General features: G+C 51.0%; 7 protein-coding genes. 3 read left to right on the top strand and 4 right to left on the bottom strand.

Features of this window, described 5'->3' with window-relative positions:
* Positions 1-102: 102 nt before the first annotated feature.
* The 3 genes from K3G39_RS05405 to K3G39_RS05395 all read left to right on the top strand — a co-directional run bounded on the left by K3G39_RS05405 (position 103) and on the right by K3G39_RS05395 (position 5,326).
* The gene (locus tag K3G39_RS05405; RefSeq protein ID WP_220625163.1) at positions 103-3,150 is read left to right on the top strand and encodes a glycoside hydrolase family 3 N-terminal domain-containing protein; all 3,048 of its coding nucleotides are present in this window, start codon (positions 103-105) and stop codon (positions 3,148-3,150) included.
* A gap of 92 nt (positions 3,151-3,242) precedes the next feature.
* Positions 3,243-4,418, top strand: a complete 1,176-nt coding sequence (locus K3G39_RS05400) for an acyltransferase family protein (RefSeq protein ID WP_220625162.1) — start codon at positions 3,243-3,245, stop codon at positions 4,416-4,418.
* 164 nt (positions 4,419-4,582) lie between these two features.
* Positions 4,583-5,326, top strand: coding sequence for a DeoR/GlpR family DNA-binding transcription regulator (locus K3G39_RS05395; protein WP_220625161.1), 744 nt, complete (start codon positions 4,583-4,585; stop codon positions 5,324-5,326).
* Positions 5,327-5,936: 610 nt separating this feature from the next.
* On the opposite strand, the gene K3G39_RS05390 is transcribed toward K3G39_RS05395, so the two are convergent.
* The 4 genes from K3G39_RS05390 to K3G39_RS05375 all read right to left on the bottom strand — a co-directional run bounded on the left by K3G39_RS05390 (position 5,937) and on the right by K3G39_RS05375 (position 13,148).
* Complete coding sequence (locus tag K3G39_RS05390) at positions 5,937-8,762, bottom strand: FAD-binding and (Fe-S)-binding domain-containing protein (protein ID WP_220625160.1); 2,826 nt, start codon at positions 8,760-8,762, stop codon at positions 5,937-5,939.
* Between the two features lie 13 nt (positions 8,763-8,775).
* Positions 8,776-10,302, bottom strand: a complete 1,527-nt coding sequence (locus K3G39_RS05385) for a sodium:solute symporter (RefSeq protein WP_220625159.1) — start codon at positions 10,300-10,302, stop codon at positions 8,776-8,778.
* A gap of 117 nt (positions 10,303-10,419) precedes the next feature.
* Entirely contained in the window at positions 10,420-11,232 is an 813-nt protein-coding gene (murQ, locus tag K3G39_RS05380) for an N-acetylmuramic acid 6-phosphate etherase (protein ID WP_220625158.1), read from the bottom strand.
* A 53-nt stretch (positions 11,233-11,285) separates the two neighbouring features.
* Positions 11,286-13,148 (bottom strand): PQQ-binding-like beta-propeller repeat protein, encoded by a 1,863-nt coding sequence (locus K3G39_RS05375; protein ID WP_220625157.1) that lies wholly within the window; start codon positions 13,146-13,148, stop codon positions 11,286-11,288.
* Positions 13,149-13,339 lie beyond the last annotated feature (191 nt).

Genomic DNA, 13,339 nt, shown 5'->3' with positions numbered 1-13,339 from the left:
CTTTTATTTGCAGGAATTGAAAAAAATACCGCAAATAAAATCACATTAAGTTGATTTCTGTTAAATTGCAGTGTATCTGATATCAAATTAACTCATATCATTTTGAAACCACTCCATTATCTCTCGCTGGCCGTCGCGCTGTTGCTGACTTTTGGCGCCAACAACCTGCAAGGCCAGTCCAAAAAAGCAAAAACAAGTAAGGCTACTACCAAAAAAGCCACAGCCGCTACATTCACCCCGGGCCGCGACGCCGAGTTCCTGCAGTACATCAACAGCCCCTGGGTCGATTCTATCATGAATACCCTCACACCGGAAGAGCGCATTGCCCAGCTGACCATGATTCCGGTGTACTCCAACAAGAACCAGGCGCACATCGACTCCATCAGTAACATCGTCAAGACCTATAAAGTAGGTGGCATGATCTTCTTCCAGGGTGGTCCGGTGCGCCAGGCCAAAATGACCAACCGCTACCAGCAGGAAAGCAAGGTGCCCCTCATGATCTCCATCGACGGTGAGTGGGGTCTGGCCATGCGCCTCGACAGCACGATCCGCTTCCCTTACCAGATGGCTTTGGGCGGCATCGACAACGAGAGACTCATCTACGAAATGGGTGCCGAGATTGCCCGCCAGTGCCAGCGCCTGGGCGTGCATGTGAATTTCGCACCTACCGTAGACATCAACAACAACGCCAATAACCCGGTAATCGGCTTCCGCTCATTCGGCGAAGAGAAGCACAATGTGGCCAGCAAATCACTGGCTTACATGAAAGGTATGCAGGACAACCGCGTGCTGGCCAGCGCCAAGCACTTCCCGGGCCACGGCGACACCAACGTAGACTCGCATTACGGTCTGCCACTGATCAACTTCTCACGCATCCGCCTCGACTCCACGGAGCTGCACCCTTTCCGTGCCCTGATGGACAAAGGACTGGGCAGCGTGATGGTAGCGCACATGAACATCCCGGTGCTCGACAACACACCAAACCTTGCCTCTACCCTTTCCAAGCCGATCGTAACAGACTTACTTAAGAATGAACTCAACTACAAAGGACTTGTGTTTACCGATGCCCTTAACATGCAGGGTGTGGCCAAGTTTTATCCTCCGGGCGTTGTAGACGTGAAAGCACTTTTGGCCGGTAACGACGTAATGCTGAACACGATGGACGTGAAAACAACTATTGAAGAAGTGAAGAAAGCCATTGCCAACAAGGAAATCACACAAGCTGAGATTGACTTCCGCGTACGCAAAGTGCTTGCCGCCAAACAATGGGCAGGCCTGGATAAGTGGGAGCCGATCGAAACGAAAAACCTGATTGCCGACCTTAACAACCCTCACGCACAATACCTGAACCGTCAGCTGACCGAAGCGTCGCTCACGCTGTTGCGCAACAAAAACCACATACTGCCTATCCAGACACTCGACACGCTTAAGGTAGCGGCACTGGCCATCGGCACGAAAAAGGAGACCGCTTTCCAGCGCGACCTCGCCCGCTATACCCAAGTGGATACTTTCTTCTTAGAGCCGACAAACTCTATTGAAGACCTGATGCGCATGAAGGAGAAACTGAAGGACTACAACCTGATCATCGCCGGTGTGCATTCGCTGCAACTCAAGGCGGGCAGTAGCAATTTCGGTATCACTGCCGAGATGAACCTGTTCCTGAAAGAGCTTATCCGCAACAAGAAGACCATCGTGAGTGTGTTTGGCAACGTGTATAGCCTCGCCGAAATGGAGAGTCTCGACAAAGCCGATGCTGTAATTGCTGCTTACCAGGAAAATACCATCACGCAGGACCTGGCCTCTCAACTGATTTTCGGAGGTATAGGTGCCACAGGCAAACTGCCTGTAACGGTGAGCAACGCTTTCAAGATTGGTGACGGTTTGCTGACGAAAGGCGGCTGGCGCATGGCTTATTCTATGCCGGAAGCAGTGGGTTTGAAATCGCAGGATCTGGCAGGTATAGACTCGCTCGTGCACCAAGCCATTCGTGAAGAAGCTGCTCCGGGTGCACAAGTGCTTGTAGCTAAAGATGGCAAGGTAATTTACCATAAAGCCTTCGGTTTCCATACCTATGACAAGGAGCAAGCCGTACGCGTAGATGACCTCTACGACCTGGCTTCAGTAACAAAAATCAGTACTTCCATGGCCGCGCTGATGCGCTTGAAAGGCGAAGGTCGTTTTGACGAGAACCAGACGCTGGGTACTTATCTGCCAATGGCTGCCGGAACCAACAAGGCCGACCTCAACTACCGCGACATTCTCACACACCAGGCCCGCCTGAAATCCTGGATTCCGTTCTGGAAAGAAACAGTGAAGAAAAACGGCAACTTCAAGTGGCGCACCTTCAAAGCTGATTCATCTGCTCGTTTCCCGATTAAAGTGGCTGATAACCTATACATCCACCGCAAGTATGCCGACAAGATCTACAAGGAAATTATGGAGTCGCCGCTGAACGAAAAGCCGGGCTATGTATACAGTGACCTGTCTTTCATCCTTGCACCAAAAGTAGTGGAAAACATTACCGGTGTGGGCTTTGAATCATACCTGCAAAACTCAATCTACCAGCCTATCGGCGCTACTACACTGACGTTCAACCCCTACAAAAACTACCCATCGACGCGCATTGTACCAACTGAGTTGGAGCCGCACTTCCGCAAGCAACTGCTGCATGGCACCGTGCACGACGAAGGCGCGGCTATGCTGGGCGGTGTGAGCGGCCATGCTGGTCTGTTCGGCAACTCCAATGATGTGGCCAAACTGATGCACCTATACCTGAATGACGGTATGTATGCCAACAAGCGCTACATTGCTGAGAACGTAGTGAAGAACTATAGCAAATGCCAGTTCTGCGACCAGGGCAACTACCGCGCCCTCGGCTTCGATCGTCCTGCTAAACCGGGTGCACCAAACAGTAATGCTGCACCAAGCGCTCCGGTAGAGAGCTTCGGTCACTCCGGCTTCACGGGTACTTATACCTGGGTTGATCCGGTGAATAATCTGGTGTATGTGTTTCTGAGCAACCGCGTTAACCCTACGCGCGAGAACAGCAAGCTGAGCAAACTCAATACCCGCACCGGTGCGCTGCAAGTGGTGTACGACGCCATGGGCAAGAGCAAAGAGAAACAGCCTGCAGAGGCTTCCGTGAAATAACTGAACAAGGTATAGCCGTTCCGGGAAAATGGGACGGCTATCTTTTTATACCTCCTGAACACTTGCTATCTATACCTTAACCGCCTTATACCATGACTAAACTTTCTACAGCCCCTCCCCTCACAGGCGCAGGTTTACTCAGACCGCAAACGTATGAGCGCTACCTTTCACTCGACGTGCTCCGGGGCCTCACCATTGCGCTAATGATCGTTGTAAACAACCCCGGTAGTTGGGGCAGCATTTACGCGCCGTTCAAACATGCTGCCTGGCACGGCTTTACGCTGACCGATCTGGTTTTCCCGTCTTTCCTGTTTGTGGTAGGCAATGCCATGAGCTTTAGTATGCGCAAGTTCGAAAGGCAACCCGATAGTGTATTTCTGCGCAAGGTGATTAAACGCACAGTGCTTATCTTCCTGATTGGCCTGTTCCTCAACCTCTTCCCTTTTATCACCCGCAATCCGGATGGAGTTATCGTGCTGAAGGATTTCACGGCGGTTCGTATCATGGGCGTGCTGCAGCGTATAGCGCTTTGCTACTTTATTGCTTCGCTGGCCGTGCATTACCTCAAGTTCAGGGGAGCCGCTATTTTCAGTGTGGTCGTGCTGTTGGGTTACTGGGCTGTGATGTTCTTCTTCGGCGACTCCGCTGATCCGTATAGCATCGCCGGCAATGCCGCCCGCAAATTCGACGACCTGTTTATACCTGCAACCAACCTCTACAAAGGCTTCGGTATACCTTTCGACCCGGAAGGATTACTGAGCACACTGCCCGCCACGGTGAACGTGCTGGCCGGTTACTTTGCCGGACTCTTCATCCAGAAAAGCGGCAACAACCTGAGCACCGTCTTTAAACTTTTGCTGGCAGGCGCCGCAATGGTGGCTATGGCTTTGGTTTGGGATATCTATTTTCCGATCAACAAGCCGATCTGGACAAGTTCTTACGTGCTGCACTCCGTTGGCCTGAGCGTAATGCTGATTGCCGGGCTGATGCTGGTGATCGAAGTGTTGGGCTTTGTGAAATGGTCTTACTTCTTCGAGGCATTCGGCAAGAATCCGCTCTTCATCTTCGCCTTCGCCACACTGGTCATCAAGCTGCTTAACTTCATCCGGATTGGCGACATGAGCTTACAAAAGTGGCTCTACACCAAACTCTTCCTGAGCTGGTCAGCAGGGGAAGCCGCTTCCCTTATGTTTGCACTCAGTTACATGCTCGTGATGTGGGTAATTGGTTTCTGGATGGACAAGAAAAAGATTTATGTGAAGGTATAGCCCAAAGCTTATACATATACGAAAGCCTGTTCCTTAGCTGGGGCAGTTTTTTTTGTCTGAATCAGAATTTTCAGGACTTTAAGGGATTCTCTATATAAAGATTCTGACAGTATATTTTCAGAAAAAAATCTATATTTGGCTTTTAGCTATCAAAAACAAACATAATGCTTAAGGAGGAACGGCAGGCTTTTATCATAAAGCAGATCAATCTGCACAACAAGGTGCTTTCATCGGATTTGAGTTTAAAGCTCAACGTGTCGGAAGATACGGTTAGAAGAGATTTGAACGAACTGGCAGAAAGCGGTCAGATTCTGAAGGTACACGGTGGTGCTTTATCGAAGTCTTTCCATTATCCTTTCAGTCAGTCAGAGGTATACGCGAAGGAGTCGAAGAAGGAGATTGCCCGCAAAGTGATTGACCTCCTGAAAGATGGCATGAGCATACTGGTTGGCGGCGGTACCACGATGATCGAAGTAGCCCGTATGATTCCAGACACGCTGCGTTGCAATTTCTTTACGGTGAGTCCGCTGATGGCGCTGGAACTGGCCGAACGCCCGAACATCAACGTAATTTTGCTGGGCGGTCAGCTATCCAAGAACTCCCACATCATGATCGGCGCACAGGTGGTCAACCAGCTCTCCGAAATCAAAGTGGACCTTTGTATACTGGGCACCAACTCTCTCTCCATAGAAGACGGCCTCACCGACTCTGACTGGGAAGTAGTGCAGGTGAAGAAAGCCATGATTCGCTCGGCCAAGAAGACCGCTATTATGTCCATCGCCGAAAAACTCGGCTCCGACCAGAATATGAAGGTATGCGACCTGAATTCAATTCATTACCTGGTAACAGATCTGAAGCCGGAGGATGCGAGCTTGAGAGAGTACGCCGCGATGATTGAGGTGGTGTAAGTAGAACTGGCCAATAAGGATATTACCACAGCTCTTTATGAGTGCTACAATCTTAGGTATACTCACTTTAGCTAAAAGCTTAATAGTTATAGTGGGTATAAGCCTTACGTTCTGGAATTTAATAATAGGCTTCCTAAGGCGGAATGATAAAGGCAAAACTAAAGGCTACAAAGCTTTCCTTCTCACCTTTATACTACTCGTAGTAGTGTCAATTTTAGAGCTTATCATTATTAAATGATCGAGAGGGGTGTTATCTGCTATTAACAATTCTTCAGGTAGAAGTACTGTGATAAAATACCACTCTCAGGTATAGCAAGACTAACTTGTACGAGGGCTACGAAGGTATAGCACCAGACCGGTGCACCAAATGACTACCCACTGTTTGAGCGTTCAGCGAGTGGGGGTAGGGCCCCTCGATTTTTTCTTTATCGAGGGCCCCTACCCCCATCAAGCAAAAAAGTAAGGCCCGCCCGGCCAGGGCAAGCTATGAAACAATAACGTTAGCTATACCTGCATTTTCAGTTGCTAGAAAGCAATGTAAGCTATACCTATACCTAGTCCAGAAGCCCCTCTATCGTAGTCACGAGCGTAGACGCACGCGCCATACCTTCTACAAACACTCATCCAGCAGATAAACAATCGACTCATAGTTGCGTCCAACCGCCTCCGTCATCGCCATTTCGCAGGTCTTAGCTGAAGAATAATAGCCATCGTATTCACGCTGTTTCACTTCCGCAGCTTCTGGTGCTGTGGCAGAAGCGGTGAGCTCCGGAACTAAGAAACCTCTGTCACCGGCCATACCGCAGCAACCCGCGTGCATGGGCACCGTCACTTCTTCGGCCAGTTGTCTGGCTATACCTACAAAGCGCCCTTCCAGTCCCATTTTCTGCAAAGAGCAAACCGGATGCAGCACCACATTCGCTTTTTTGCGGAGCACCGTAGCCTTTGGCAAAATAAAGTCGGCAATGTAGTCGATGCTGTCGATGATCTGGATGGCGTCAAATTTGTGTTTGTTCTCAGCTGTGAGTACCGGTCGGCAGTTCTTTAGCGTCTGGGTGCAGGAGGTAATATCGAGCACCAGCGGCAGGCGGCCTTTTTCGGTCCATTGCCATACCTTCTCAATGGTTTCGTTGGCGGTGTAGGCATAAGCCTGGCTATACCCTTTGGACGAGAAAATCTGCCCGCAGCACGCCCCTTGCACATTCTCCGGAATCGTGAACTTCAAGCCCACTTTATCGGATACACTCTTGAAAGTGTCGATGATGTTTTTCTTGCCAGACTCTGCTGCGCCCATAGTGCGCGAAATGCAGGTCGGGAAATAAACCACAGCAGCCTCTGCCACAGGAGCAGTCGCATTAGCCATCGATTTGGCTATACCTGGTGCCGGGGCCAGTTGCTTCGTCCAGAGCGGGAAGGCCGGGATCATGTCTTTTACTTCTTCCGTGAACCGGCTCAGGGTGTTGGCTCCAAAAAGCTTGTTCACCCCAGCCCCTGCCTGCAGACCAAACTTCACGGTTGACGAAACAGGTCTGAAATTCTTGGCTACCAGCAGCGCCACCTTGTTTGCCAGTTCGCTGTGGTTCTCACGGCGCAGGCGCTTCACCAGGTCACCGGTGTTGATGTCAACCGGGCAGGCAGTGGCGCAAAGGCCGTCTACCGCGCAGGTGTCCAGGCCATCATACTGGTACTGGTTTAGCAGTTCTTTATGCTCTTTCTTTTTTCCTTTGCGTTGCAGATTGAGTAACTCGCGGCGCACTACAATGCGCTGGCGTGGCGTGAGTGTAAGGTTGCGGCTCGGGCATTTGTGCTCACAGAAACCACACTCCATGCAGCGGTCCACCTCTTCTTCCACCTTCGGCAGCTCCTTCAGGTTCTGAATGTGCGCGTTTTTATCGTGGTTGATGATCACGCCGGGGTTGAGCAGGTTCTCCGGATCAACGATCTGCTTAAGCGTCTTCATGATGCGGTATACCTCCGGCCCCCATTCGGTTTCCACGAACGGCGCCATGTTGCGACCCGTTCCGTGCTCAGCCTTCAGGGCGCCTTCGTATTTTTTCACCACCAGCTTCACCACTTCTTTCAGGAAGCGGTCGTAACGGGTAACTTCCTGCGGTGTGTCGAAAGCCTGTGTCACCACAAAGTGGATGTTGCCGTCCTTGGCATGACCAAAGATGATGGCGTTATAATAACCGTACTGGTGGAAAAGGTTCTGGAGGTCAAGTATGGCATCGCCAAGCTGGGCAACAGGTACGGCAATGTCTTCGAGCAAAACCGTGCTGCCGCTGGCACGTACGGCACCCACGGCCGGGAACATACCTTTGCGTACTTTCCACAGCAAACCTTGCTCAATTGGATCAGTTGTAAACACCGGTTGCTCCAGTAAAGCCAACTCTGGTGCCAGCGCCATGAATTTGAGGATCTTCTCCTGTACTTCGTCGTGCGTATTCGCCTGAAACTCTACCAGCAGAGCTGCTGCAGTTTCGGGTAATGTTTTGATAACAGCCGGAACTCCCGCCATGTGCTCAATAGAGCGCAGCGAAGCACGGTCCATCAGTTCCACAGCCTCAGCACCAGCCTCTGTCAGCGGCACGATGGCCTGGCAGGCGGCATAAATGTCAGGAAAATAAAGTAGCGCCGTTGATTTGGCCGGATAATCAGGAACGGTTTGCAGCACGGCCTCAGCGATGAAACCCAACGTACCCTCCGCCCCGATGAGCAAGTGCGCCATGATATCCAGCGGGTGCTCATAATCAATGAAGGCGTTGACGGAATAGCCAACCGTGTTTTTGGTTTTGTATTTGTGCCGGATCAGGTAATGCAGTTCCGGATTGCTTCGAATCTGTTGTTTGATTTGCTGCAGCGTCAGGTATAGCTCGGGGCATTCCTCGCTGAAGCGCAGATAATCAATTTGCTTTTCGGTGGTATAGCACTTGCCATTTGGCAGCACAAAGCTGATGTATCGGGTGGTATGGTAGGAGTTCTTGCTCACGCCGCAGCACATGCCACTGGCGTTGTTGGAAAGGATGCCGCCCATCATAGCCGAGTTGATACTGGCCGGATCGGGTCCAATCTTGCGTTTGTACGGACGCAGGTGCGCATTTACAATGGCGCCAATCACGCCGGGCTGCACGCGTACCTGGCCCCCCTTCTGCTCTACCAGCACCTTGTTCCAGTACTGGCTCAGGTCTATTAAAACACCATCGGTAATGGATTGCCCTGACAAACTGGTGCCAGCTGTACGGAATGTCAGCGGCACTTTGTGCTGGTGCGAAAAAGCGAAAAGTTGTTTGATCTCTTCCTCTGACACCGGCTGCACCACGGCCTTTGGCCTGAGGTAGTAAAAGCCCGCGTCAGAAGCGTAGGACACCACATCGATCAGGCGTGCCCTTATGCGCGCTTTTGGTAAAACACTCTCCAAAAGCAAGGCTATATTCATAGGGGGTAGATTCTTAATAAGTTGTTTGTTTTACTTTGGTGCCTCTTTCGGCCTCTTCCAGGGCATCCATCATCATACCACCGCCTGGCTTGCTTGTTACCAGCAACAGGATAAAGGTGATAGCGGCATTCACCACAATCAGCTCAAAACCCATGGCATAACCAGTCCAGTCAAGAGAGTTGGTATCCAGCACATAAGTCAGGATGGGCGAAAGGATACAGATGTAAGGTACCAGTTTGTCGGCCACGGCACGCTTGTTAGCCATACCGAAAGCAAATAAACCCAACAGCGGACCATAGGTATAGCCAGCCGCTTTGAAGATGGCGTTCACTACCGAATCGTCGTTGATGAGCTTGAACACGAGGATCACCAGCAACATCACCACCGAGAACCCGATGTGCACCAGGTGACGGGTGCGAATCAGCTTCACATCGTCGTGGTTGGCCTTTTTGGTAAAGTTCAGGAAGTCCACGCAGAAAGACGTTGTGAGTGCCGTCAGGGCAGAGTCAGTGGTGGCAAAGGTAGCCGCCGTCAGGCCCAGCATAAAAATAACGGCCGGAATCATGGCCATGTGGTTCAGGGCAATTTCCGGAAACAAATGGTCAGGAGTAGCCAGCGCGCTTACATCGATGCCATTTGCTTCGGCGTACATGTACAGCAGGGCACCCATACTCAGGAAGAAAATATTGATCGACACGAAAACACCAGTAAACGTGAGCATGTTCTTCTGCGCCTCCCCAATGTTCTTGCAGCTCAGGTTCTTCTGCATCAGGTCCTGGTCCAGACCCGTCATCGCGATCGTCACGAAAATACCACCGATAAAGTGCTTCAGGAAGTGGCTCTTGGTTCCGAGGAAATCCTCCCAGAAGAATATTTTGGAGTAAGAGCTATCCTTCACCGCTTCAAACGTCTGCACTATGTTCAGGTCGAGGCTATTGGCAATGAAGATGATGGAAAAGATAACAGAACCAATGATAAACACGGTCTGTAGGGTGTCGGTGATTACGATAGTTTTGAGGCCCCCTTTATGGGTATAGAGCCAGATCAGGACAAGGCAAATTGCTACTGTTGCCACAAAAGGCACATCCCAGGCGTCGAAGATGAAGCGCTGCAGCACGATGGCCACCAGGTATAGCCGGAAAGCCGAACCAATAGTACGCGACACCAGAAAGATCATGGCCCCTGTTTTATAGCTCCAGTAGCCGAAACGTTTCTCCAGGTAGGTATAGATGGAGATCAGGTTCATGCGGTAATAGAGCGGCAGCAGCACAAAAGCGATCAGCACAAAACCGACCGTATTGCCGAGCACAAACTGAAAATAGCCGAAACTACTATTGACCACCGCACCCGGCACCGAGATGAAAGTAACGCCAGACAAGGCAGTACCGATCATACCGAAGGCCACAAAGTACCACTTCGAGTTACGGTTGGCAATAAAGAAACTGGAGTTATCCGAAGCGCCTTTCGAAGTAAAATAGGATATACCTATCAGCACCGCGAAATAGCCGATCAGGAAAGAGAGAAGGATAATTGGCGACATAATAATGTTAATTGTTCATTCGCAAAAGCAGGTCATCGGCACTCCTGCCTATACCTTACGCTTCCGCACATGATTGTAAGTTACTAAGTTTTGCCGGAAAGACAGTAATGTTCGGCCCTACTTCGAAACCTGCACGCTTGCCACTGCTTTCCGCACACTGCCGTGCTTCTCCAGCAAAACAGATGCAGTTGCTTCATCTGCACCCGTCTCCGCCATGACCATGCGCACGCCGCGGTGGTATAGTTTGTGGTTCGTCAGCTGCATGTCGACCATTTTGTTGCCACGCACGCGGCCCAGCTGGATCATCACTGTAGTGCTGAGCATGTTGAGTACCAGCTTTTGAGCGGTGCCGGCTTTCATGCGGGTGCTGCCCGTCACGAACTCAGGACCTGCTACCACTTCTACCGGGTATTGTGCTTCTGCAGCCACCGGACTGCCCGTGTTACACACGATACAGCCAGTCGCCAGGCCATACTCATTGGCCATGCGCAGACCACCGATCACGTAAGGCGTTGTGCCTGAAGCGGCTATACCTACAATCACGTCATGCTCGTCGAGGGCGTATTCTTTGAGGTCTTCCCAGGCCTGCTCCATGTCATCTTCGGCAAACTCCACCGCTTTGCGGATGGCTGTGTCACCACCGGCAATCAGACCTACCACCATGTCAAATGGCACACCGAAGGTCGGCGGGCACTCAGATGCATCCACCACGCCCAGTCGGCCGCTTGTACCGGCACCGATGTAGAACAGTCTGCCACCTTTTTTCATGCGGTCGGCTACTACTTCGGCCAGTTTCTCTATTTGCGGAATCGCCTTTTCTACAGCAAGGGGTACGCTTTTATCTTCCCGGTTAATGTTCTCCAGCACTTCCCTCACCGACATCTTTTCCAGGTTGTTATAGTTCGAGTCTTTCTCGGTTGTAATCTCCATGTTTTGTTTTAAATAAATCCTTCTTAATCAATCGCTATACCTGTTGCTATACCTTATTTGGCAGGCTTATACTCCAGGCAAACGATTTTCCCATCCATTGTGCTCACTACTACCCTGTTTTTGCCGAGGGGCATCACCGGGTTCATGAGACTGTTTGAACTTTTGTATTTCCAAAGTACCTCCCCCTTCCGGCGATCAAGTGCGCTGACCAGGCCTGAGTGAGATGGCACCAATACGACATTGTTGTGTTCGATAATAGCCGAAGGGGCCAGTTCGTAAGGCAGCTGCAGCGTCGATTTCCAGTCTACCTGCAGGTTGTTGGCAGACGTGGAAACGCCGTATACCTGCCCTTCCATCGTTTTTACATAAACAAGACTGCCATCATTCGAAATGCCCATCGACTCGCGCACGCGGCCTTTTTTCATTTGCTCACGCCATATCACTTCGCCCGTGTTGGCATCCAGTGACGTCATGAAACGATCGGGGGCGACGATAAAAATACGGCCATTGGCGGCCACCGGGTAGCACGAAGCCGGGGAGAACATGCGGTTGCTGGAGCCATTGCTCCATTTCCAAGCAAGCTGCCCTGTTTTCGCATCGAGGGCATAAAACTCATTGCCCCAGCTGCCGAAGTATACCCTGCCCTGGTAAAGCAATGGCTGCGTCACCACAAAGTTGTTCACTTGGTCAAAATCCCACAGCAATTTACCGGTTTTCAGGTCAAGTGCCCGAAAATGGCCATCCGATGCACCGATGTAAGCTATACCTTTCTCAATCAGCGGCGAGCCGAGCACAGGCCGGTCAGCCGCGAATTTCCATACCAGTTTTCCTGTTTTGGCCGAAAGACAGTAGATGTTGTTATCCGACGAGCCCACTACCACATAGCCATTGGCCACAGCCGGTGTCGAGTAGATCTTGCCATTGGTGCGGTAAGTCCACTTGCGCTCGCCGGTTTTCTGGTCGAGGGCGTAGATCCGGCCGGTTGTGTTGGTGGCGATCACCAGGTTTTTGTACGCAGCCGTACCTGCCCCCACATCGCTGTCATCCTGATATTCCCAAACCAGTTTCACGTTCGGGTATAGCTTGTTTATAGCAAAAGACGGTCGGTGGTGCCTGGTCGGGTCCTTAGCAAAATCATGCTTCACCAGCGGCACTTCTATCCATTTCGGCAGGGTTTCTATACCTGGTTTCCTGATCTCAAACCCGGCTTTTCCGTTGGAAAATGTCACGATATTATACCCGCCTACTTCTTCTTTGGCCCGTAGATTAGAGCGGCCCATCACAGCAGGTATACCATCGTAGCGATACTCCCTGTTGTTGTGGCCGTGGCCATGCAGAATGAGTTGGGTGTTGCGGGTGCGCAGCCTGTCGGTCACGTCGTACCAGTTGTTGAGCGAAGAATCCTGCGGATAGTGATTCAGGAAAACCACCGGCATGTCGGGGTTAGGCATGTGGGTGAACACAGAGTCGAGCCACACAATGTGCTCGCGCGGGATCTGCCCGGGCCCCATGCGCATGTTTGGTCCCGAACCGGTGCCGGCAAAAAGATAACCCTTGTGTGTAAATGCAAATGTTTCGGCCCCGAAAACTACCCGAAAGCTGTTGCTACCACTTTCCGACCAGTTGGTGTCGTGGTTGCCGGGTACAATGTACCAGGGCTTTTTGAGTGTGTCGAAGATCTGTTTGGCCAGTTTCAGCTCTTCATCAGAACCAAACTCGGTGATATCACCGGTGATGACCACAAACTCAAGACTGGGGTTGGCGTTGATGTCGGCGATGGTGCGCTCGAGGTCTTCCTGTGCGGTGGGGTTGCCGATATGCGTATCGGATACAAAGGCGAACTGAAATGATTGTGCCTGGCAAAGTGTAGAAACCAGGACTAGAGCGATGAACGCTACATACCTTTGTATTTTCATTGATTCAAGGCATTGGTAAAACAAAAGGACCCAGCAAGATTAACCCAAAAATGTACCCATCCTGCCCATGCAGCTTATGATTGGAGAACTAGCGCAGAAAACCGCACAAAAGCGCATGGGCAAAACGAATACTGTCCCTTTATTTATGTTAAAAATAATGACCATATTTCATTAGTCCAAATTATTTAGCA

The sequence above is a fragment of the Pontibacter sp. HSC-14F20 genome (genome assembly GCF_019599265.1).
In the GTDB taxonomy this organism is placed as follows: Bacteria; Bacteroidota; Bacteroidia; order Cytophagales; family Hymenobacteraceae; genus Pontibacter.
Note: the sequence above shows the minus strand (reverse complement) of the source record. Positions and strands in the feature narration are given on the sequence as shown.

Bases quoted from the DNA above. Each gene is read 5' to 3' on its own strand.
- K3G39_RS05400 (WP_220625162.1), top strand. From the start codon at position 3,243: ATGACTAAACTTTCTACAGCCCCTCCCCTCACAGGCGCAGGTTTACTC.
- K3G39_RS05395 (WP_220625161.1), top strand. From the start codon at position 4,583: ATGCTTAAGGAGGAACGGCAGGCTTTTATCATAAAGCAGATCAATCTG.
- K3G39_RS05390 (WP_220625160.1), bottom strand. From the start codon at position 8,762: ATGAATATAGCCTTGCTTTTGGAGAGTGTTTTACCAAAAGCGCGCATA.
- K3G39_RS05385 (WP_220625159.1), bottom strand. From the start codon at position 10,302: ATGTCGCCAATTATCCTTCTCTCTTTCCTGATCGGCTATTTCGCGGTG.
- murQ (WP_220625158.1), bottom strand. From the start codon at position 11,232: ATGGAGATTACAACCGAGAAAGACTCGAACTATAACAACCTGGAAAAG.
- K3G39_RS05375 (WP_220625157.1), bottom strand. From the start codon at position 13,148: ATGAAAATACAAAGGTATGTAGCGTTCATCGCTCTAGTCCTGGTTTCT.